At 59.8% G+C, this 21,255-nt stretch carries 17 protein-coding genes, 3 tRNA genes and 1 pseudogene; 18 read left to right on the top strand and 3 right to left on the bottom strand.

Annotation, left to right across the window (positions count from 1 at the left end; all coding sequences use genetic code 11):
- Positions 1 to 47 precede the first annotated feature (47 nt).
- The 18 genes from asd to AC4LE2_RS13875 all read left to right on the top strand — a co-directional run bounded on the left by asd (position 48) and on the right by AC4LE2_RS13875 (position 16,705).
- The gene (gene asd, locus AC4LE2_RS13960; RefSeq protein WP_491826330.1) at positions 48 to 1,160 is read left to right on the top strand and encodes an aspartate-semialdehyde dehydrogenase; all 1,113 of its coding nucleotides are present in this window, start codon (positions 48 to 50) and stop codon (positions 1,158 to 1,160) included.
- A 123-nt stretch (positions 1,161 to 1,283) separates the two neighbouring features.
- Entirely contained in the window at positions 1,284 to 2,285 is a 1,002-nt protein-coding gene (locus tag AC4LE2_RS13955) for an aspartate-semialdehyde dehydrogenase (RefSeq protein WP_491826329.1), read from the top strand.
- Between the two features lie 75 nt (positions 2,286 to 2,360).
- Complete coding sequence (locus AC4LE2_RS13950) at positions 2,361 to 4,949, top strand: motility hub landmark protein FimV (RefSeq protein WP_491826328.1); 2,589 nt, start codon at positions 2,361 to 2,363, stop codon at positions 4,947 to 4,949.
- A gap of 75 nt (positions 4,950 to 5,024) precedes the next feature.
- Positions 5,025 to 5,879: a tRNA pseudouridine(38-40) synthase TruA gene (truA, locus tag AC4LE2_RS13945; protein ID WP_491826327.1), complete on the top strand. Its 855-nt coding sequence runs from the start codon at positions 5,025 to 5,027 to the stop codon at positions 5,877 to 5,879.
- Positions 5,880 to 5,942: 63 nt separating this feature from the next.
- Complete coding sequence (locus tag AC4LE2_RS13940) at positions 5,943 to 6,566, top strand: phosphoribosylanthranilate isomerase (protein WP_491826326.1); 624 nt, start codon at positions 5,943 to 5,945, stop codon at positions 6,564 to 6,566.
- A gap of 214 nt (positions 6,567 to 6,780) precedes the next feature.
- The gene (gene accD, locus AC4LE2_RS13935; protein ID WP_491826325.1) at positions 6,781 to 7,707 is read left to right on the top strand and encodes an acetyl-CoA carboxylase, carboxyltransferase subunit beta; all 927 of its coding nucleotides are present in this window, start codon (positions 6,781 to 6,783) and stop codon (positions 7,705 to 7,707) included.
- Entirely contained in the window at positions 7,704 to 9,011 is a 1,308-nt protein-coding gene (folC, locus tag AC4LE2_RS13930; RefSeq protein WP_491826324.1) for a bifunctional tetrahydrofolate synthase/dihydrofolate synthase, read from the top strand. The genes accD and folC overlap by 4 nt, the downstream gene beginning before the upstream one ends.
- Entirely contained in the window at positions 8,995 to 9,639 is a 645-nt protein-coding gene (locus AC4LE2_RS13925) for an SPOR domain-containing protein (protein WP_491826323.1), read from the top strand. Before folC ends, AC4LE2_RS13925 begins: the two co-directional genes overlap by 17 nt.
- A 124-nt stretch (positions 9,640 to 9,763) precedes the next feature.
- Entirely contained in the window at positions 9,764 to 10,345 is a 582-nt protein-coding gene (locus tag AC4LE2_RS13920; RefSeq protein WP_491826322.1) for a CvpA family protein, read from the top strand.
- 16 nt (positions 10,346 to 10,361) lie between these two features.
- Positions 10,362 to 11,867 carry an amidophosphoribosyltransferase gene (purF, locus tag AC4LE2_RS13915; RefSeq protein ID WP_491826321.1) on the top strand — a complete coding sequence of 502 codons (1,506 nt, stop codon included), beginning with the start codon at positions 10,362 to 10,364 and terminating at the stop codon, positions 11,865 to 11,867.
- An 11-nt stretch (positions 11,868 to 11,878) separates the two neighbouring features.
- Positions 11,879 to 13,093, top strand: a complete 1,215-nt coding sequence (locus tag AC4LE2_RS13910) for an O-succinylhomoserine sulfhydrylase (protein WP_491826320.1) — start codon at positions 11,879 to 11,881, stop codon at positions 13,091 to 13,093.
- A gap of 5 nt (positions 13,094 to 13,098) precedes the next feature.
- Positions 13,099 to 13,866 carry an SDR family oxidoreductase gene (locus tag AC4LE2_RS13905; protein ID WP_491826319.1) on the top strand — a complete coding sequence of 256 codons (768 nt, stop codon included), beginning with the start codon at positions 13,099 to 13,101 and terminating at the stop codon, positions 13,864 to 13,866.
- A 119-nt stretch (positions 13,867 to 13,985) separates the two neighbouring features.
- Positions 13,986 to 14,061 (top strand) — tRNA-Val (locus AC4LE2_RS13900).
- Between the two features lie 45 nt (positions 14,062 to 14,106).
- Positions 14,107 to 14,183: transfer RNA gene (locus AC4LE2_RS13895), tRNA-Asp, on the top strand.
- Between the two features lie 94 nt (positions 14,184 to 14,277).
- A tRNA-Asp gene (locus tag AC4LE2_RS13890) sits at positions 14,278 to 14,354 on the top strand.
- A 337-nt stretch (positions 14,355 to 14,691) separates the two neighbouring features.
- Positions 14,692 to 15,459 carry a BamJ family beta-barrel-assembly machinery protein gene (gene bamJ / locus AC4LE2_RS13885; RefSeq protein WP_491826318.1) on the top strand — a complete coding sequence of 256 codons (768 nt, stop codon included), beginning with the start codon at positions 14,692 to 14,694 and terminating at the stop codon, positions 15,457 to 15,459.
- 323 nt (positions 15,460 to 15,782) lie between these two features.
- A complete protein-coding gene (locus tag AC4LE2_RS13880) occupies positions 15,783 to 16,232 on the top strand; it encodes a YkvA family protein (protein WP_491826317.1) in 450 nt (149 codons plus the stop codon).
- A 104-nt stretch (positions 16,233 to 16,336) separates the two neighbouring features.
- Positions 16,337 to 16,705, top strand: a complete 369-nt coding sequence (locus AC4LE2_RS13875; RefSeq protein WP_491826316.1) for a hypothetical protein — start codon at positions 16,337 to 16,339, stop codon at positions 16,703 to 16,705.
- Between the two features lie 37 nt (positions 16,706 to 16,742).
- Here the strand turns inward: AC4LE2_RS13875 and AC4LE2_RS13870 are convergent.
- The 3 genes and pseudogenes from AC4LE2_RS13870 to AC4LE2_RS13860 all read right to left on the bottom strand — a co-directional run.
- Positions 16,743 to 17,930 (bottom strand): annotated as a pseudogene (locus AC4LE2_RS13870) (EAL domain-containing protein); the annotation flags it as partial.
- Between the two features lie 119 nt (positions 17,931 to 18,049).
- The gene (locus tag AC4LE2_RS13865) at positions 18,050 to 18,874 is read right to left on the bottom strand and encodes a hypothetical protein (protein WP_491826315.1); all 825 of its coding nucleotides are present in this window, start codon (positions 18,872 to 18,874) and stop codon (positions 18,050 to 18,052) included.
- Positions 18,875 to 19,062: 188 nt separating this feature from the next.
- Positions 19,063 to 21,138 (bottom strand): carboxy terminal-processing peptidase, encoded by a 2,076-nt coding sequence (locus AC4LE2_RS13860; RefSeq protein ID WP_491828137.1) that lies wholly within the window; start codon positions 21,136 to 21,138, stop codon positions 19,063 to 19,065.
- Positions 21,139 to 21,255: the final 117 nt, after the last annotated feature.

Raw genomic sequence — 21,255 nt, 5'->3', positions numbered from 1 at the left:
CAAGGTCTGTAAGGCGGCGGCCCACTTTTTTCAAGGGTGTAGTTGCGATGAAACGTGTAGGTCTGATCGGTTGGCGCGGTATGGTCGGTTCCGTGCTCATGCAGCGGATGCTGGAAGAGCAGGATTTCGACCTGATCGAACCGGTATTTTTCACCACCTCCAATGTGGGTGGCGAGGGTCCTGCCGTGGGCAAGGAGGTGGCGCCGCTCAAGGACGCCTATAACATCGAGGCGCTCAAATCCCTGGATGTCATCCTTACCTGCCAGGGTGGCGACTACACCACCGAGGTGTTTCCCAAGCTGCGCGAGGCGGGCTGGCAAGGGTATTGGATCGACGCTGCGTCCACCTTGCGTATGGAGGACGACGCCGTCATCGTGCTGGACCCGGTCAATCGCAAGGTCATCGATCAACAGCTGGATGCTGGCACCCGCAACTATGTGGGCGGCAATTGCACCGTTAGCCTGATGCTCATGGGCCTGGGTGGCCTGTTCGAGGCCGGGCTGGTGGAATGGATGAGTGCCATGACCTATCAGGCGGCCTCGGGTGCCGGCGCGCAGAACATGCGTGAATTGATCCGCCAAATGGGCGCAACCCACGCGGCCGTGGCCGATGAACTGGCCAACCCCGCCAGCGCGATCCTGGACATCGACCGCAAGGTGGCCGAGGCCATGCGCAGTGACGCCTTCCCCACCGAGCAGTTTGGTGTGCCCCTGGCCGGTAGCCTGATCCCCTGGATCGACAAAGAGCTGCCCAACGGCCAAAGCCGTGAAGAGTGGAAAGGCCAGGCAGAAACCAACAAGATCCTTGGCCGCTTTAAGAACCCTGTGCCTGTCGACGGTATTTGCGTGCGCATCGGCGCCATGCGCTGCCACAGCCAGGCATTGACGATCAAACTGAACAAAGACGTACCTATCGCTGATATCGAAGGCATGATCAGCCAGCACAACCCCTGGGTGAAGCTGGTCTCCAACCACCGTGATGCCAGCATGGCGGAGCTTACACCTACCCACGTGACCGGTACCTTGAACGTCCCCGTCGGGCGGTTGCGCAAGCTGAACATGGGGTCTCAGTACCTGGGTGCCTTCACGGTAGGCGACCAGTTGCTCTGGGGCGCCGCCGAGCCCTTGCGTCGTATGTTGCGTATTCTGCTCGAACGCTGATACGTGCTTCAGCCCACGCGGCTGGCTACGCTGTCTCTTTATCAGGGCAGCCGTGGCCAGCCGCGTTTTCGTTTACAGAGCAGCTGCGCGATCCGCCAGCTGCCTTGCCGTTAAGGAAACATCATGTCCGCAGCCTTTGACGTGGCGGTGATCGGTGCAACCGGCACCGTAGGGGAAACCCTGGTGCAGGTCCTTGAAGAACGCGACTTCCCGCTGGGCCAGCTGCACCTATTGGCCAGCGAAGCTTCAGTGGCTAAGTCCGTGCCCTTCCGCGGGCGCAACACACGGGTAAAGGCCCTGGATGGCTTCGACTTCTCTCAAGTGCAGTTAGCCTTTTTCTGCGCGGGCGATGCGGTGAGTGAAGCCTTTGCGCATAAGGCTACCCAGGCAGGGTGTGCGGTGATTGACCTGGCGGCAAGGCAGGGCGCTCCGTTGGTGGTTCCGGAAGTGAATGCAGAGCGTTTGGGTGCGCTGCAAGGGCCCATCCGCGTCGGTAGCCCTGGCAGCATCGCCACGGCACTGGCGCTGGCATTATGGCCGCTTCAATCACTGCTGACGCTTGAGCAGGTGACCGTCACGGCCTGTCTATCCATGTCTGCCAGTGGCCGTGAAGCAATTGGTGAGCTAGCCCGCCAAACCACGGAGCTGCTCAATGCCCGCCCACTGGAACCGCGCGTGTTCGACCGCCAGGTAGCCTTCAACGTACTGGCTCAAGTGGGGGTGCCCGATGAGGCGGGGCACCTGGCTTTGGAGAAACGCGCGCACCGCGAGCTGCGAGCGTTGCTGGGGCTGCCTGCTTTGAAGGTGGCGGTGAGTTGTATTCAGGTGCCGGTGTTTTTTGGCGACAGCCTGAGCGTCAGCGTGCGCTCGGCCCGCCCGGTAGACATCGCCGCCGTTCAGGCGGCACTGGCCAAGGCACCCGGAGTGGAATGGACCGGCACTGACGACTACCCTACCTCTGTAGGGGACGCGGTAGGCCAGGACGCGCTGTATATCGGCCGGGTGCGGTGCGGGCTGGACGATCCACAACTCCTCAGTTTTTGGCTGACGCTCGATAACGTGCGCAAGGGTGCGGCACTGAATGCGGTGCAAGTGGCAGAATTGTTGATAAAAGCTATGTCCTAAAAGATACTTGGCAACACTTTGCATAAAGTTTCTCGGATTACGCTGTAAGTCCGGCACGCACAAAAGGATCTGGCCATGGTTCAAGTTCGCAAACTGGCATTGGCGATAGCCGCTGCGACAGCGCTGTCATCCGGGCTGGCACAGGCACTGGAGCTGGGTGAGCTGACCCTCAAGTCAGCGGCCAACCAACCCCTGGTGGCAGAAATTGAGCTGCGTGATGTCGCCGCGCTCACTGCTCCGGAAATCGTACCTGGGCTCGCCTCGGCGGAGGAGTTCGCCCGTGCGGGCCTGGATCGCCAGGCGTTTCTTAACCAGTTGAGCTTTACCCCTATCATTAATCCAGGGGGGCGTAGCGTTATTCAGGTAACGTCCTCTGCGCCGTTGTCCGAGCCTCTGGTCAAGTTCCTGATGCAGGTGATCTACCCTAGCGGCCGCCTCATGCGCGATTACAGCGTACTGGTCGATGCCTCGCGCTTTGCCCCGCAGGACGCCAACGCCGCGGCTATACCGCCTGCTACGCCAGCGCTAACCGCACCGAGCACGAGCAACCGGGAGTACACCACTACTAACCGCGATACCTTGTGGGAAATCGCCGCCAAGGTCCGTGAGCAAGCGTCAGTACAGCAAACCATGTTAGCGATCCAGGCCATCAACCCGGACGCCTTCCAAGACAGTAATATCAACCGCCTGCGTGCGGGTCAGGTGCTGCGCTTGCCTGACGCCAGTGATGCTACTGCGCTTGCCCAGCCTCAGGCTATCGCCGAAGTTGCGCGGCAGAACACAGCATGGCGCGAGGGTCGTCGGCTAGGGCCACGAGCGCAGCAATTGGACGCAACCCGTCGTAGCGGAAACGGTAATGCCCCTGCGCCGCAGCAAGGTGACCGATTGAAGCTGGTATCGGGTGAGGCTAACGATGCTCAGGCGCGTGGCGTGGTCGGGGACAATAAAGCCCTGACTGACAAACTGGCCGTTACACAAGAACACCTGGACACCACCCAGCGCGAAAATGCCGAGTTGAAAAGCCGCCTGGCAGACCTTCAAAGCCAGCTGGATAAGGCCCAGCGCTTGCTGCAACTGCGCAGCGATCAGTTGGCCCGGTTAGAAGCCGGCGCCGCAGCGCCAACCGTGCCGGCACAAGTGCCTACGGCCGAGACCCCACCCACTGAGCCTTCTACGCCGGGTGTGAATGGTCAGCCTGCTATCGATGCTCAGCTCACCCCGCCGGTGGAGCACACCACCCCTGTCGACCCTTCCATTGCGCCAGTGGTAGCAGACCCTGCAGCGCCGCTCACCGAGCCTGCGCCTCTGCCAACTGCCGAGACGCCTGCCGCCGAGAACAGCAACCGATGGGTGCTGGGTACCGTGGTTGGGTTTGCTTTGGCCGCGCTGCTATTGGCCGCATGGCTACTGGCCAGACGGCGTAAGGCGCAGCAGGAGTCCGAGCGGCATCACCGCATGGCGAAGGAGCTGTCCGACGCACAGGAGTTTCGCACCGACGACTTCGACCTTCCCCCGACCAGTTTCGATAACCTAGGCACGTCCGCCCCTTCTGTACGCCTGGCGCCTGCAATGGTTGCCGCCTCCGCTGCAGCGGCAACCGCTGCGTCCGCGCCGATCTACGACCGCCCGAGCACGCCTGCGCCTAAAAGCGAACTGCCCTCGGTAGCGTCACTGGTGGTTGCGCCTGCCGCGCAGGATCCGCTGGAAGAAGCCCAAGAGCACATAGATCGCGGCCGTTACAACCGTGCAGGCGACCTGCTGGAGCATGCCATCACCGCAGCGCCTGAGCGCGATGACCTTCGGGTCAAGCTGATGGAAGTGTACGGTCATCAAGGTGACCGAGACGGGTTTATCGGACAGGAGCGTGTACTTATGGCCAATGGCGAATACCAAGCCCACGTCAATGAGCTCAAAACCCGCTTCCCTGCCATGGCGGGCCTGGCGGCAGGGCTCAGCGCTGCGGCAGTGGCTGCCGAGCTGGACGCCCAGTATGTAAAAGACTTGTTGCAGGACGAGGCAGACACCCCTGAGCCTATTGGCAACGTGTTTGACACCGACTTCGACCTGAGCCTGGATGGCATCGAAACGGCCCCCGAAGCGCCAGCCGAGACTCAACGCGACGCTCCTGGCGAGACACCAGATTTCGAAGCGCTGTTGCGCGAACAAACCGCAGAGCAGGCGGTGGTAGAGCCCCAGCCGGACCTCGACGCGGTAGACCCTGTGCCGTCTCCGGTCGATGACCTCGATGACCTGGAGCCCTTAGGCCCTGAACAGGGCCCTGCCGACGCACCTGATGACACTGCAGTACCTACCGACCGCGAACACTTGGATGATTTCGACTTGTCTTTGTCTGAGGAGCAGCGCGAGGATCAGAGCCGGTTCGCGGCTGACGTCAGTGACGTCAACTCGCAACTCGAAGACCTGTCGCGCAGTATGAGCCAAGCGCCCACCGAAGACGCCCTGCACACCGGCGTAGGCGGTAGTCTGGATGAGTTCGACTTTCTGGCCGACTCCGATGAAGTGACCACCAAGCTGGACCTTGCGCGTGCATACATCGACATGGCAGATGCAGAAGGGGCCCGAGATATCCTCGATGAAGTGCTCAAGGAAGGCACGCTCGATCAACAAAAAGAGGCGCGCAAAATGCTGGCCGCGTTGAGCTAACGTCATTGGCTCGTTTCTCTCACGGCAGCCTTGCAGGCTGCCGTTGTCGTTTTTCTAGAAGGTAGGTTTGACGCTGTGGAGAGTTACCAAAGTGCGGCGGATGAAATCGCCGCCCAAGGCCACACGCGCATTGCGCTAGGCGTGGAGTACAAAGGGTCGCGTTATAAAGGCTGGCAGCGTCAAATCGACGGCGTGCGCAGCGTGCAGGAAACCCTCGAAAAGGCCCTATCGAAGGTGGCGGCAAGCCCTGTCTCAGTGCTCTGTGCCGGGCGTACCGACGCCGGCGTTCATGCGTGTGGCCAGGTTGTACACTTTGACACCCAAGCGGTTCGGCCAGAACGGGCCTGGGTCATGGGCAGCAATGCAGCCCTGCCGGGCGATATCAGCGTGACCTGGGCGCGGCCGATGCCGGCAGATTTCCACGCCCGCTTCAAAGCCGTGGCCAGGCGTTACCGGTATGTGATTTACAACGACCTGATACGCCCCGCACACCTGGCCGAAGAAGTCACCTGGAATCACCGCCCTCTGGATGCAGAGCGCATGGCCGCCGCCGCCGCCCCTTTGGTGGGGACCCATGATTTCAGTGCCTTCCGCGCCAGCCAGTGCCAAGCTAAATCGCCCATCAAGCAGCTTCACCACTTACGGGTGACCCGTCATGGCGCCATGGTTGTGATTGATGTGCGCGCCAATGCTTTCCTTCACCACATGGTGCGTAATTTGGCCGGGGTACTGATGGCCATCGGTAGTGGGGACAAATCCGTGGGCTGGGCCGCTGAGGTATTGGCAGGGCGAGAACGTCGGCAGGGTGGGGTGACTGCGCACCCTTATGGGCTCTATCTGGTACAGGTGGAGTACCCCGACACTTACGCCTTACCGTCCCGTTACATAGGGCCACATTTCCTTACGGGGTTTGATAGCCTGCCGGGCTGACGCAGCCGAGGGCTTTTTGTTAACATCCCTCGCACCTTCCAGACCGTACGAGGTAGTTGCGTCATGGCCGCTGTTCGCAGCAAGATCTGCGGGATTACCCGCGTTGACGATGCTTTGGTAGCCGCCCGCGCCGGGGCAGATGCCATTGGCCTGGTGTTCTACGCCCCAAGCCCACGGGCGGTCACCCTTCAGCAGGCGCGTGAAATCGTTGCTGCCCTGCCTCCGTTCATCACCGTGGTAGGGCTGTTCGTCAATGCCAGCCGTTGCGAAATCAACGAAACGCTCGACGCCGTGCGCCTGGATCTCCTGCAATTTCATGGGGACGAAACTCCCGAACAGTGCGCAGGTTATAACCGCCCTTATATAAAGGCGCTGCGGGTCCGCCCTGGGGATGATATCGCTGCTGCTGCTGAGTTGTACCACGGCGCTTCCGGCCTGCTCCTCGATGCCTTCGTCGAAGGCGTACCGGGCGGCACTGGCGTTGCATTTGACTGGGAGCTGGTGCCGATGGGCCTTGCCAAGCCGATCATTCTCGCTGGTGGCCTTACCCCTGAAAACGTCAGCGAGGCTATTCAGCACGTACGGCCCTTCGGGGTGGACGTGAGCGGTGGCGTAGAGCACAGCAAAGGCATCAAGGACAGCCGCCGCGTAGAAGGCTTCATCAAGGCCGTGCGTTCCTGGAATTAATCCCTTAGCCAGCGTATGTGGCAATGTGACGGCCATCGTTGAGCGGCCGTCGAATATCTTCAGCGCGCAAACGGCCGTTCCCGGGCTAACCGGCACGCATCTGCATTTTCGAGAGGGTGAAGCGCCTGTCGCTCCCCTGGTATTGAATCACCGAGGTGGCCCTATGGCCCCCGGCACGGCCCGCGCAGGGTCGCCAGTGACTGGAGAAACAAGCATGAGCAACTGGTTGGTAGACAAACTGATCCCTTCGATCATGCGTTCCGAAGTAAAGAAAAGCTCGGTGCCTGAAGGGCTGTGGCACAAGTGCCCCAATTGCGAGGCGGTGCTGTATCGCCCAGAGCTGGAAAAAACCCTCGACGTGTGCCCCAAGTGCAATCACCACATGCGAATCGGGGCCCGTAGCCGTCTGGACATTTTTCTCGACCCTGAGGGCCGGGAAGAACTGGGTGCCGACCTCGAGCCGGTAGATCGCCTGAAATTCCGTGATGGCAAGAAGTACAAAGACCGCCTGACTGCCGCCCAGAAGCAAACAGGTGAGAAAGACGCGCTGATTTCCATGAGCGGTACGCTCATGGGCATGCCTGTGGTCGCCAGCGCTTTTGAGTTCAGCTTCATGGGCGGCTCCATGGGTGCCATCGTCGGTGAGCGCTTCGTGCGCGCCGCCAATTATGCCTTGGAACACCGGTGCCCCATGATCTGCTTTGCAGCGTCCGGCGGGGCGCGCATGCAGGAGGCACTGATTTCCCTGATGCAGATGGCCAAAACCTCTGCGGTGCTGGCCCGCTTGCGTGAAGAGGGCATCCCGTTCATTTCGGTATTGACCGACCCGGTATATGGCGGAGTGTCGGCCAGCCTGGCAATGCTTGGCGATGTCATCGTTGGCGAGCCCAAGGCCTTGATCGGCTTCGCGGGCCCACGGGTAATCGAGCAAACCGTACGAGAAAAACTCCCCGAGGGGTTCCAGCGTAGCGAGTTCCTGTTGGAGCACGGTGCAATCGACCTTATCGTCCATCGCCAAGAGCTGCGACCTCGCTTGGCGCGCCTGCTGGCACAAATGACCAATACGCCCACGCCAGGCCAGGCATTGGTCACGGCGGTGCAGGCAGACGCCTCCCCTGCGCCGGTGCCCGCAGCGCCATGACCTCCCGCACCCTCGACGCGTGGCTCGCTTATCTGGAGCAACTGCATCCGGTGGCAATCGACATGGGGCTGGGCCGCTGCCGGCAGGTATTTGACCGGCTAGTACTCGGGCCGCTGGCGCCTCGTGTGGTCACGGTTACGGGTACCAATGGCAAAGGCTCTACCTGCGCATTTCTTGCCAGCCTGCTCGCGGCCGAAGGGCTTCGGGTGGGGGTGTACAGTTCGCCGCACCTGCTGCGCTATAACGAGCGAGTGGTGATAAACGGCCAGCCTGCTACCGACGCGCAGTTGTGCGCGGCCTTCGAAGCCGTGGAAGCTGCCCGCCTTGAGGTGTCACTTACCTATTTTGAAATGGGCACGCTGGCCGCTTTCTGGCTATTCGCCCAGGCAGGCCTGGATGCGCTGGTGCTCGAAGTTGGCCTGGGTGGGCGGCTGGACACCGTTAATCTGGTCAGCGCCGACCTTGCCCTGATTACCAACATCGGCCTGGACCATGCCGAGTACCTCGGCAACACCCGAGAGTCGGTCGCTTTCGAGAAGGCGGGTATTCTGCGTGCCGGCCGGCCGGCAGTGTGTGGCGACCCAGCGCCGCCAAGTACCCTGCTCGAAGTGGCCGAGCGTAAAGATGTGAAGTTGTTGGTACACGGGCAGGCGTTCAGCCTGAGCGTTACGGACACCGACTGGCACTGGCAGGGCCAGGGGAGCGATGGGCAACCCTTGGCGCTGGCGTCGCTGCCGCTTCTGGGCCTGCCATTGGAAAACGCCGCTCTGGCGCTGCAGGGCTTTGCTTTGCTGGGCCTTTCGTGGCGGCCTGCGGCTATCGCTCTGGCACTGGTCGCAACCCGGGTAGTAGGGCGCTTGGATCGCCGCCTGGCGTTCTGGCAAGGCAAACCGGTGCAGCTATTGCTGGATGTAGGCCATAACCCCCATGCTGCGCACTACCTGCGTAAGCGTCTGGCGCCACTGCCTCCCCCGGCAATTCGGCGGGCCGTGTTCGGTCTGCTATCCGACAAAGCGCTGGAGGGAGTTATCAAGCCTTTGCTCGAACGGGTAGGCGAGTGGGCAGTGGCACCCTTGCCCTCTGAGCGTAGCCGTCGCCCTGAACAATTGCAGGCGGCCTTGTCGAACCTTGGTGCGGTGGTAACGTCACATGCCAGTGTGCAGGCCGCCCTGGATTACCAGTGCGAGCGTGCGGGGCCCCACGATGAGATATTCGTGTTCGGATCGTTTTTTTGTGTCGCCCAAGCCTTGTCATGGCTGGAGCAACACGGCGTGGAGGTAGCCGCAGATGGCTTTGCTGGATAACGTCTTCAAGCAACGCATGGTGGGGGCGATCGTATTGATTGCGTTGGCCGTGGTTTTTCTGCCTATGTTGTTTAGCCGGCCAGATGAGCTGCATGCCGTTCGGGTAGAGGCGCCTGCTGCGCCAGCCGCACCGGTGGTACCAACGGTCAAGGTACAGCCTACCGCTGTCCCGGAGGCCCCCGCGCCTACGGTTACGCAGGACGTACCGGCATCACCGCCTGTTACGGCACGCGCCACGGCGCAGGCCTCGGCGCCAAGCATGCCTATCTCAGCTGCGCCTACCGTGACCACGTCGGGTACCAAGCCCGTACCAGCTCAAGCGGCGGCACCCGCTACCCCAGCCGCTCAGGCCAAGGCAGACACCACCAGCAAGCTCGATGCTGCAGGGGTGCCGGTCAGTTGGTCGGTACAGCTCGCCAGCCTGTCCAATCGCGCGGGGGCCGATACCTTGCAAAAAAACCTACGCACTCAAGGCTACAATGCCTATGTCCGCTCATCCGACGGCAAGAACCGCGTCTTCGTAGGGCCTCTGGTAGACCGTAGCGAGGCAGAACGCCTACGCGATGTCATCAATCGTCAGCAAAACCTCAAGGGTTTCGTGGTGCGTTTCGAGCCTGAGCGCGCCTGAACCACGCGGCAGGCAGGCCTGGAGTTTCATAGCAGGCCTGCATGCATGCGATCTGATAATCACGCTTAACCCCGCACGTCCCGTCTGCTAAAATGCGCGCCCTTACCCCCTTGCAGGCCAAATCGTGGCATTTACCTGGGTTGACTGGGCGATCCTGGCGGTCGTTGCTGTCTCAGCACTGATCAGCTTGAAACGCGGCTTCGTCAAAGAGGCGTTGTCGTTGCTCACCTGGATAGTGGCTGGCGCCGTGGCCTGGATGTTCGGAGGGGGGCTGGCTCAGTACCTCGAAGGCTATATTCAAACGCCTTCGGCCAGGGTCATCGCAAGCTGTGCCATTTTATTTGTCGCCACGCTGCTTGTAGGCGCCATGATCAACTTCCTCATCGGCGAGCTGATTCGCGTTACCGGGCTGTCCGGCACCGATCGGTTCCTGGGTATGGTGTTTGGCGCAGCGCGTGGCGGGCTGCTGGTAGTGATATGCGCAGGGCTGCTCAGCCTTGGGCCGGTCCAACAAGACCCATGGTGGCAGCAGTCTCAGTTGCTGCCGCGTTTTCTTCTTGTCGCTGACTGGTCCAAAAACCTCATTTTGGGCATGAGCAGTCGGTGGTTGGCGGCTGGTGTCACTTCACCGGTCGAGATCCCATTCAAGGAACACCTCTTGCCCGCGCCTAAAAGCCAGGAGCAAGGGTCCTTTCAGGTCCACTAAGTAGGGGTTGTGTCGCATGTGTGGCATCGTCGGTATCGTCGGTAAGTCGAATGTCAATCAGGCGCTGTATGACGCGTTAACCGTCTTGCAGCATCGCGGCCAGGACGCTGCCGGTATTGTCACCAGCCACGATGGCAGGTTGTTTTTGCGCAAGGACAACGGCCTGGTCCGTGACGTGTTCCAACAGCGGCACATGCAAGGCTTGGTCGGTCACATGGGCATCGCGCACGTGCGCTACCCCACGGCAGGTAGCTCTACCTCGGCCGAGGCGCAGCCGTTTTACGTAAACTCGCCTTACGGGATCACCCTGGCCCACAACGGTAACTTGACCAACGTGGAACAGCTGGCCAAGGAGATTTACGAATCAGACCTGCGTCACGTGAATACCAACTCCGATTCCGAGGTGTTGCTCAACGTCTTCGCCCACGAGCTGGCCGTGCGCGGCAAGCTGCAGCCTACCGAAGAGGACGTGTTCGCTGCGGTGAAAGACACGCACAAACGCTGCCGCGGCGGCTATGCCGTGGTTGCGATGCTCACAGGCTATGGCATCGTTGGCTTCCGTGACCCTAACGCCATTCGCCCCATTGTATTCGGTCAGCGCAACACCGATGATGGCGTGGAGTACATGATCGCTTCCGAAAGCGTTGCGCTGGACGTGCTGGGCTTCACCCTGATCCGCGACCTGGCACCCGGTGAAGCGGTGTACATCACCGAAGACGGTCGCCTACACACCCGGCAGTGCGCACCAAACCCGCACTACGCGCCTTGCATCTTCGAGCACGTATACCTGGCGCGCCCGGATTCGATCATCGACGGCATCTCGGTGTACAAGGCCCGGCTGCGCATGGGCGAAAAACTGGCGGATAAAATCCTCCGCGAGCGCCCGGATCACGACATCGACGTGGTGATTCCAATCCCCGACACCAGTCGTACGTCGGCGTTGGAGCTGGCTAATCAGCTGGGCGTCAAATTCCGCGAAGGTTTTGTTAAAAACCGCTACATCGGCCGTACCTTCATCATGCCTGGCCAGGCTGCGCGGAAGAAATCCGTTCGCCAGAAGCTCAATGCCATTGAGCTGGAGTTCCGCGGCAAAAACGTGATGCTGGTAGACGACTCCATCGTCCGCGGCACGACGTGCAAGCAGATCATCCAGATGGCGCGCGAGGCTGGGGCGAAAAAAGTGTACTTCTGCTCGGCGGCGCCCGCCGTTCGCTACCCGAACGTTTACGGCATCGACATGCCCAGTGCCCACGAGCTGATCGCGCATGACCGCAGCACCGAAGAGGTGGCTGACCTGATCGGCGCCGATTGGTTGATCTACCAGGATTTGCCAGACCTCATCGAGGCAGTGGGCGGTGGCAAGGTCAAGATCGATCACTTCGACTGTGCGGTATTCGACGGCAAGTACGTCACCGGCGACGTAGACGCCGCGTACCTGAGCAAGATCGACACGGCACGTAATGACTTGGCCAAGGATAAGCGCCACTCTGTTAGCGCAATCATCGATCTGTACAACAACTGAGGGAGCACGCCATGAGCCAGGATTGGGACGCAGGGCGCCTTGATAGCGATCTGGAAGGCGTAGGCTTCGATACCCTGGCGGTCAGGGCCGGCCAGCACCGCACCCCGGAAGGTGAGCACAGCGACCCGTTGTTCTTCACCTCCAGCTATGTGTTCCGCACCGCTGCGGACGCCGCGGCACGGTTCTCCGGGGAGGTGCCGGGCAACGTCTACTCTCGCTACACCAACCCCACGGTGCGCTCCTTCGAGGAGCGTATCGCGGCCCTTGAAGGCGCAGAGCAGGCCGTAGCCTTCTCCACCGGCATGGCAGCGATTACCGGCATCGCCATGGGGTTGTGCAGCGCGGGGGACCACATATTGGTTTCCCAAAGCGTGTTCGGCTCCACCATCAGCCTGTTCGACAAGTACTTCAAGCGCTTCGGCATTGAAGTGGACTACGTGCCCCTGGCGGACTTGGGCGGGTGGGAAAGGGCCATAAAGCCCAACACCCGTTTCCTGTTCGTGGAATCGCCTTCCAACCCCTTGGCAGAAGTCGTAGACATCGCCGGGCTAGCGGCCATTGCTCACGCCAAGAGCACCTTGCTGGTGGTGGACAACTGCTTCAATACGCCTGCTTTGCAACAACCGCTGAAGCTGGGTGCGGACATCGTGACCCATTCGGCCACCAAGTTCATCGACGGGCAGGGCCGCTGCATGGGCGGTATCGTCGCGGGGCGCGCCGAACACATGAAAGAGATGGTCGGCGTGGTGCGCACGGCAGGGGCATCGTTAAGCCCGTTCAATGCCTGGATCTTCCTCAAGGGGCTGGAAACCCTGAGCCTGCGCATGCGTGCTCATTGTGCCAACGCCCAGGCGCTGGCGGAGTGGCTTGAAGGCCAGGAAGGCATCGAACGGGTCCATTACGTGGGCCTTAAGAGCCATCCACAGCATGAGTTGGCCACGCGCCAGATGCACGGTGGTTACGGCGGCGTAGTGAGCTTCGAGGTCAAGGGGGGCAAGGCAGGCGCCTGGGCATTCATCGACGCCACGCGGCTGGTCTCCATCACCGCCAACCTGGGTGATAGCAAAACCACCATCACTCACCCGGCTACCACGTCGCACGGGCGGCTGTCGCCGGCAGAGCGAGACGCGGCAGGTATTCGGGACAGCCTTATTCGCGTTGCAGTAGGGCTTGAAGACCTGGCCGACCTGCAGGCAGACATGGCCCGCGGCTTGGCTGCGCTGTGATACCAATGGAACTCGTCAGCACCGGGTTTCACCATGCGCGGGTGGCGTTGGTCACAGGGGCTGCCCGCGGAATCGGCCTGGGCATCGCGGCGTGGCTGCTCACCGAAGGGTGGAAAGTAGTCATCGCCGATGTGGATGACGCACGTGGAGTGCTGGTTGCCGAGGCGTTGGGGGAGGGCGCTACTTTCGTTCACATGGATGTCTCTGACGACCGTCAGGTGTCGGCAGGGGTGGCCACAGCCCTCGGGCATTTCGGCAGGCTCGATGGCCTGGTATGCAACGCTGCGATCACTCATGCCCACAACGGGCCGGTGGAAGCCTTGCCGCTGGCTCACTGGCACAGGGTAATCGGCACCAACCTAACCGGCACCATGCTATTGGCCAGGCACTGCGCGCCTTATCTAAGGGCGCGTCATGGGGCTATCGTGACCCTGTGCTCTACCCGGGCTCACCAGTCGGAGCCTGATACCGAAGCCTATGCCGCCAGCAAGGGTGGCGTACTGGCGCTTACCCATGCCTTGGCGATCAGCCTTTCGCCTGAAATCCGTGTGAACGCGGTAAGCCCAGGGTGGATCGACGCGCGTGATCCACGGGAGCGGCGTGCAGAGCCGTTGAGTGAGCTGGATCACCAGCAGCACCCTTCGGGCCGTGTGGGGACGGTGGAGGACGTTGCCTGTGCGGCGGCGTGGCTGTTGTCCCCCAATGCGGGCTTTGTGACTGGCCAAGAATTGATCGTGGACGGTGGTATGACCCGCAAGATGATTTACCAGTAAAGGCTAAGCGAAGCGGTGTGTTTTTATACCTGATTCGTCTTTTTCAAAAAAACTTCAAGCAGGCTATTGACTTACAGCGGGTCGGTCGCCAAAATGCGCACCACTTCGACGCAGTACACGGGTGATTAGCTCAGCTGGGAGAGCGTCTGCCTTACAAGCAGAATGTCGGCGGTTCGATCCCGTCATCACCCACCACTTCGAAGTGCTCTGATTCTAGAGCGGATGAAAGTCCACCGACGCGCAGCGGTAGTTCAGTCGGTTAGAATACCGGCCTGTCACGCCGGGGGTCGCGGGTTCGAGTCCCGTCCGCTGCGCCATTTGTCCCAAGTGTTGTTAACGCGCCACTTGAGACTGAAGCACTACCCCGCTTTAGTCAGTTTGTTTCAATCAGGCGAATGTCTGAGCAATTACGCAGCGGTAGTTCAGTCGGTTAGAATACCGGCCTGTCACGCCGGGGGTCGCGGGTTCGAGTCCCGTCCGCTGCGCCATATTTAGCCTGAAGCCTCTGAACAGCTTCAGGTATCGAGAAAGCGACCTTCTGGTCGCTTTTTTTATACATAAATTTTGTGTAACTGCGCCCTTGATGGGCAGGCGGTTTGGCGTTATCCGGCTAGCTCTAAGTTGCAAGCGTTCTTACAAGCGTGCTTAGAGCGTGTCTACAGGCGTGAACGAACTTTCACCTGCCAGAACCCATTTCGTTTGGTAGCGTGAACTTATCAGTGCATTCCTTCTCCTATGGCATAGCCATTGGTCGGGGCTGGCTGATAAGCTCGCGGCTTCTCTCGATCGCCTCTCATATGGCGCCCCTTTTTACAAGGAAACAGCATGAAACAGCATCGGTTGGCGGCTGCGATCGCCCTGGTTGGTTTGGTTCTCGCCGGTTGCGACAAGCAGACCAGTAGTGTCGAGCTCAAAACCCCGGCCCAGAAAGCATCCTACGGTATCGGCTTGAACATGGGCAAAAGCCTGGCTCAGGAAGGCATGGATGACTTGGACTCTAAGGCCGTGGCCTTGGGTATCGAAGATGCCGTTGGCAAGAAAGAGCAAAAGCTCAAGGACGACGAACTGGTAGAAGCTTTTGCGGCCCTTCAAAAACGTGCCGAAGAGCGCATGACCAAGATGAGTGAAGACTCCTTGGCGGCCGGTAAGAAATTCCTGGAAGAAAACGCCAAGAAAGACGGCGTGGTCACCACGGCCTCTGGCTTGCAATACCAAGTGGTACAGAAGGCAGACGGCCCACAGCCAAAGCCTACCGATGTAGTCACTGTTCATTACACCGGCAAGCTGATCGATGGCAAAACCTTCGACAGCTCCGTTGAGCGTGGCAGCCCTATCGATTTGCCTGTGAGTGGTGTAATCCCAGGGTGGGTTGAAGGCCTGCAACTGATGCACGTCGGTGAAAAGGTCAAGCTGTTCATCCCGAGCGACCTGGCGTATGGCGCGCAGAGCCCAAGCCCGACCATCCCGGCCAACTCGGTCCTGGTGTTTGACCTAGAACTGATCGGCATCAAGGACCCGTCCAAGGCGCCTGTAGACGCTGACGACGCCGCAGCCAGTGAAGAAATGCCTGCTGAGCCTGCTCAGAAGAAGTAAGCTCGCTGCTCTACACAGCGCCCCGGTTACCGGGGCGTTGTCGTTTCTGGCCTGGTTACCCGTGGCGTTAGCGGTCGTGCAGCGCCTAGGCGGTGAGCCTGACGGATTTACGAACCCTTGCGTGGCACATTAGTCAGACGGGGAGGGGCGTAGTAGACGCCGGTTAGGCTTCATGGATGATTTTGTTACAGAAGGTGAACGAAAAAGCGTCGATTTGACGCTTCCCCTTTGCTACTGGGCGTTACAGGCCGTTCTGACACGGCTGTTCACATGGTTATCCACACTTTCTGTGGATATCCTTTCAAGCACTGCGTGGAGGTTGCATGAAGGTACCTTTGGGCTTTACCCGGTTTCTTCCCCTTGCCGAGCGGCTGATTGCCCGCGGTCGTTTGCCTGCGCTGGCGATTGCCGTGGCGCGCAAGGTTCGTGGCAAAAAGCTCGGGGGGCTGAAAGAAGACATAGGCCTGTTACAGGCGCTGTGCCTGGCGTACTGGCGTGGTGAGTACCGTGCAATCAGCGGTAAAGCGATCTTGTCTATCGTGGCAGGCTTGCTGTATTTCGTCAGCCCTATCGACGTGATTCCAGATTGGCTGGTGGGCGTTGGCATGCTCGATGACATCGCTGTGCTGGGCTGGGTCATGAAAACCCTCCAAGGTGAGCTGGGGGCCTTCCGGGCGTGGCGTGCTCGCCAAAACCCAGAGGCCCTCAGCGCAGCCGAGCGCGTACCGGACCAGGCCGTACCGCTGGAGGGCGAATACCTGGGTCGTCAGTAACGCCATCGCACTGAGCCCTTGTGCCCCTGAAGGGTCCCCTGGCCGGCCGCTGCCTGATAAGCTCACCCATGAACCTATCGGATGGCAGGCGAGGAGGGCCCTGAATGAAAGTACGGATTAGCCAGCAGCACTGGGAGGGGCTCCTGAGCGAGCTGGACACGGCTAGGCAGCATCGCCAACTACTGACCTACCGTTCATTGCTTGAGCGCCTGCAACTGCCTACTCCTGCCATGCGAACGCTCACCGCTGCTCTTGAGCATCTAGCCTTATTGGATGCCCGTGCTGAGCTGCCCTTGCGCAGCTCGTTGGTTATCAGCCAGGGCGCCAGCCGGCTGCCCCGCACAGGGTTTTTTGAATGTGTGGAGCGCCTGGGCCGGTTCTCTGGCCCGGCGGACGGCCTGGCAGCGGCTTCCTGGCACGCGTCCGAGGTCGCGCGAGTGTTCGAGCATGCCTACCCCGCCGCAGTGCCTTGAATGGGCGCTGCTAACCTTGTGTGTTCCGCCAGAAAGGCTCCGCGCTCAACTCGGTAATAAGCTTGAGTACGTCGATTGCCTGCCCCATCCCCACGTACGTGCCCTGTTGGGTAATGATGAAATCTTCATCCATGCGCGGCTGAGCGCTGCTCGTCAGCAGGCGGCTCACGTGCTGAAGGGAGTCACTTACCTCCACAGCCACGAACGCCTTGCTCATCAACTGTTGGGTGGTCATCTCAGCGGGGCGGTTCGCGGGCACACTGAGTGAGCCAAACACCGCTGAGCGGCGAATGATGCCGCAAGGGCGGTGTGCTTCATCCAGCACTGCGATTGTGTTCAAGCAGGGGCGCTGGCGGAATGCGTCCATCACCAGGGCCATGGGGGAACCGCAGGTTAGCGTTGGCTGTTCACGCAGTAGCTGCATAAGTGCCTGGGGCACTTGGCCAGCGCTTGGGTTTGGCTCAGTGGGGGGCAGCAGGTGGCTGGCGTCCAACGGTGGTCGTTCCTGGGGCCTGGCCAACAGGTACCCCTGAACCAGGTCTACGCCCATTTCACGCAGGACCGTAAGCTCGTCCATCTGCTCAATGCCCTCAGCGATGACCAGCGCCTTGGACCGTCGCGCGATCTGCAAGATGGAGCCAACGAATTCGCGCTTGAGTGCATCCTGATGGATGTCTTCAATAAAGTGCCGGTCTATCTTCACGTAGTCGGGCCGCAGCTCGGACCACAACCGCAGGCTTGAATACCCCGCGCCCAGATCATCCAGGGCGATGGTGAAGCCCATGGCCCGGTAGTGGTGAAGTGCACGGGATAGCAGCTGAAAGTCGTCGGTGGGCGTTTGTTCAGTCAGCTCAATCACCACCTGAGCAGGGTTCAGGCCAAACTGATGCAGCAGTTGCAAGGTCAGGCCCGACGGGTGTAACGGTTCGAGCAGGGATTCAGGCGAGACGTTAAGAAAAAGTTTACCCCTCAAGCCCTGCTCGCTGAATCGACGGCACGCGGCGTGGCGGCAGATCACTTCCAGTTCACTCAAATGGCCGGTCTGGCGTGCCACGGCGAACAGGTTCAAGGGGGCGTGTAGCACGGAGTTGGACGGCCCCCGGGTAAGGGCTTCATATCCGAGCAGGCGACGTCCAGCAAGAGACACGATGGGCTGGAACAAGGTGTGCACGTTACCCTGGCTCAGGATGGTACTGAGGGCGCCGTGCTGTTCAGTAAGGGTCATGGTAGCCTGCCGCCGGAAATAATAAAGCCGGGCATGTAGGCCCGGCTTGCTATTTCACGACAGTCAGGTGACAGGGTGATGACTAGAACGCCATCATTTTGTCACTTGCCTTCGGTGGTTTATTCGGCCTGCGTGCCCGTGCTGGCAGTCTGTTTCTTTGCATCAGAGGCTAGGATCATTGCCATTTCGGTGTTCTCTGGCTGAGTCTTTTCCGCAGAGGCTGCTTCGGGCTTGGCCTTTGGCCTAACAGGTTGCTTGGGCGATTTACTGGCATAGTCCACGCCCTTCGATTCAGGATCGGTGCTTGCTACGTTTTCTTGCGCTCGCTCAAGCTCTTCGGAGCTCATACCCAGTTTAGGGGTACCAGGCGCGACCACAGGGTTGGGTTTTTGCGGCGGTAGGTTTGTGCCGCTGAGCGCGTATGGCCGAGGCGTGCGCGCCTGTGCTCCCGCTACGAAGCGCGATGCAGACAAACTGTTAGGCTGAGGCCCACGGAGTTTGTTAGCCAGGTTATCAGCCTTAGAAAGTAGTGACTGCCCTTTCTCACTGAACGCATCAAGAAAACTCACCACTCCAGCTTTGGCGGCAGATGCCGCTTTCCCAAGGCCGAACTCAATGCTGATTTGGTTATAGCCGGGCATGTCCATCTTGAACTTGGTGACGTCTTCACCTTGCTTGTTTTTACCTTGGTGAGGCTCTCGAGCTTCCGCAGCCCCCTCGCGCCCCTTTAGTACGCCTACAGCCGCATCGAATATCAGTTTCTGTCCGCCATTGAGGCTTTGGCTTTTTTTGGCGACCCAGTCACCCGATACGGTTATATGTTTCCCGAACGAAAGGTTGTCGCTTACCTTGGCGTCCCCGCCCTCGCTAGGCTTCTTAGCCGCTTCGGTCTGTGCAGTATTCGTAGCTGCGGTTGGCGAGCGGCTGAAAGAGACAGTTAGCATAGGTCACCCCGAAATGAGCTTATACCGCCTGAGTGGCTCGCTTTTCCGTTCGGTTCCAATTAATTTTCACCTCATTCAGCAGTGCAATCCGTGCCTGTGATCACTACTTGATACCCGAGGCCGTGCCTAATCTGCGCGCATAAAAAAGCCAGGCTTTCAGCCCGGCTTGTATAGAGCGCACCTCGTTGTCAATGCTTGGCCACCTGCGTATTGAGCCTCAGGTAATCGATAAGGATTCGCCCCGTTTCGCTCAGGTAGGCGTCGTCCTCTGGCTTGGTATCGTCTGGCGTTGCGGCCAGCGGGTCTTCGTCTTCCTTCTTGAGCTCTTTCAGAGGCTCTTGGCCTTTAGCCTTGCGTCGCGCATTTTCCAGGGCCAACTGCTGGCCTTCGATGGTTGTGTGCTCCGTACGGCGCTGGGCTTCATTGAGGCTGACTGTTTTCTGTTCCGACAGCTTTTGGCTCAAGGCAAGACGATCGCGGATATAGGCAAACTCTGCGTCGCTTTCGGTGCGCTTATCGTGCAGCGACTTGAGTTGTGCAACGAAGGGCTTGAACGGATCAGCGCCAGGCTTGATTGCGGGGCGGATCGTGTCCCACGGCATCGCTTCAGGCAGTGCGCTCTCGCCGATCTCTTTGGTGTCGATGACCGAAGGGTAGGCGATATCCGGCAGTACGCCCTGGTGCTGGGTACTCTGCCCGGATACGCGGTAGAACTTGGCCAGCGTAAGCTTCAACTCGCCATGGTTAAGCGGCTGAATGGTTTGCACGGTGCCCTTGCCGAAGGTCTGGCCACCGATAATCAACGCGCGGTGGTAGTCCTGCATGGCGCCTGCGAAGATCTCCGACGCTGAGGCGGACAAACGGTTTACCAGCAGTGCCATTGGGCCTTTGTAGAAAGCGCCTGGGTTTTCATCTTCGAGTACGTCTACCTTACCGTCGCTGTTACGCACCAGTACCGTCGGGCCTTTTTCGATAAAGAGGCTGGTAAGCTCTGTCGCTTCCTGCAATGAGCCGCCGCCGTTGTTACGCAAATCGATGACCACGCCATCGACCTTTTCTTTCTGCAACTCGCTCAGCAGCTTCTTCACATCGCGGGTGGTTGACTTGTAATCAGGGTCACCTGCGCGGAAGGCTTTGAAGTCCAGGTAGAACGCTGGGATCTCGATCACGCCAAGCTTGTAGTCATGGCCATTCTGGTTGAGGTGCAGCACGGACTTCTTGGCAGCCTGCTCTTCGAGTTTGACTGCCTCGCGGGTAATCGACACCACCTTGCTGGTTTGATCGTTGGGCGCATTGGTGTGAGGGATTACCTCCAAGCGCACCACAGAGCCCTTGGGCCCACGAATCAGCTTCACCACTTCATCCAGGCGCCAGCCCACTACGTCGACCATTTCTTTGTCAGCCTGGGCGACGCCGATGATTTTGTCTGACGGTGCAACCTGCTTGGTCTTGTCGGCAGGGCCGGCAGGCACCAGGCGCACGATCTTTACTTGGTCGTTGTCGCTTTGCAGCACGGCGCCGATCCCTTCAAGGGACAGGCTCATGTTGATGTCGAAGTTTTCGGCATTATCAGGCGACAAATAATTGGTGTGCGGGTCGTAAGACTGCGCGAAGGTATTGATATACGCCTGGAAGATGTCCTCTGCGCGGGTCTGATCCAGCCGTGCCAACTGATTCTTGTAACGCTTGGTCAGGGTTTCCTGAATCTGCTTGGCATCTTTGCCGGCCAACTTCATGCGCAGTACTTCGTCCATGACACGCTTGCGCCACAGGGCGTCGAGGTCTGCGCCACTGGCCAGCCAGGCAGCGTCTTTACGATCGACTTCCAGGGTTTCCTGGGTGGTGAAGTCCATCTTGTCGACACCGTCGTCCAGAAGGCCAAGGGCGTAATCCAGGCGGGCCTTCACGCGGTCGAGGTAGCGCTTATAAATGGTAAAGCCAGGGTCGAGATTGCCTCCTTTAAGGAAATCGTCGAACTGTGTTTTCCACTTGTCGAACTCTGCAATATCACTGGCAAGAAAATAACTGCGCGACGGATCCAGCAGTTTGATGTAACTGTCATAGATGATAACTGAGCGAGCGTCGTTCAGCGGTGGCTTGCTGTAATGATGACGCTTGAGAAGTTCGACGACGTTGAGGCTGGCGATCACCTCGTCACGGTCGGGCTGAAGCGTGTTCCAGCTATTGGCCGCAAAGCCTGGGACTGACAGCAGGCTGAGACTGATGCCTAGTGCCAGGGCGGTACCGGGAAATAATTGCTTCATGCTCATTCGACGTGGGGACAGTTGATCACGCATATTAGGCCGTCTTTGAATGGACCGGTTCCACGCCGCTACATTAAATCCTGTTCATGCGGCGGCGAGTTACGTGGGTCTCATAAT

This window comes from Pseudomonas sp. 9.3L, assembly GCF_058536285.1.
This window is presented reverse-complemented; position numbering and strand designations above follow the sequence as displayed.

Coding starts and splice junctions, on each gene's coding strand:
- asd (WP_491826330.1), top strand. CDS start 48: ATGAAACGTGTAGGTCTGATCGGTTGGCGCGGTATGGTCGGTTCCGTG.
- AC4LE2_RS13955 (WP_491826329.1), top strand. CDS start 1,284: ATGTCCGCAGCCTTTGACGTGGCGGTGATCGGTGCAACCGGCACCGTA.
- AC4LE2_RS13950 (WP_491826328.1), top strand. CDS start 2,361: ATGGTTCAAGTTCGCAAACTGGCATTGGCGATAGCCGCTGCGACAGCG.
- AC4LE2_RS13940 (WP_491826326.1), top strand. CDS start 5,943: ATGGCCGCTGTTCGCAGCAAGATCTGCGGGATTACCCGCGTTGACGAT.
- accD (WP_491826325.1), top strand. CDS start 6,781: ATGAGCAACTGGTTGGTAGACAAACTGATCCCTTCGATCATGCGTTCC.
- folC (WP_491826324.1), top strand. CDS start 7,704: ATGACCTCCCGCACCCTCGACGCGTGGCTCGCTTATCTGGAGCAACTG.
- AC4LE2_RS13925 (WP_491826323.1), top strand. CDS start 8,995: ATGGCTTTGCTGGATAACGTCTTCAAGCAACGCATGGTGGGGGCGATC.
- purF (WP_491826321.1), top strand. CDS start 10,362: ATGTGTGGCATCGTCGGTATCGTCGGTAAGTCGAATGTCAATCAGGCG.
- AC4LE2_RS13910 (WP_491826320.1), top strand. CDS start 11,879: ATGAGCCAGGATTGGGACGCAGGGCGCCTTGATAGCGATCTGGAAGGC.
- AC4LE2_RS13905 (WP_491826319.1), top strand. CDS start 13,099: ATGGAACTCGTCAGCACCGGGTTTCACCATGCGCGGGTGGCGTTGGTC.
- bamJ (WP_491826318.1), top strand. CDS start 14,692: ATGAAACAGCATCGGTTGGCGGCTGCGATCGCCCTGGTTGGTTTGGTT.
- AC4LE2_RS13880 (WP_491826317.1), top strand. CDS start 15,783: ATGAAGGTACCTTTGGGCTTTACCCGGTTTCTTCCCCTTGCCGAGCGG.
- AC4LE2_RS13875 (WP_491826316.1), top strand. CDS start 16,337: ATGAAAGTACGGATTAGCCAGCAGCACTGGGAGGGGCTCCTGAGCGAG.
- AC4LE2_RS13865 (WP_491826315.1), bottom strand. CDS start 18,874: ATGCTAACTGTCTCTTTCAGCCGCTCGCCAACCGCAGCTACGAATACT.
- AC4LE2_RS13860 (WP_491828137.1), bottom strand. CDS start 21,138: ATGAAGCAATTATTTCCCGGTACCGCCCTGGCACTAGGCATCAGTCTC.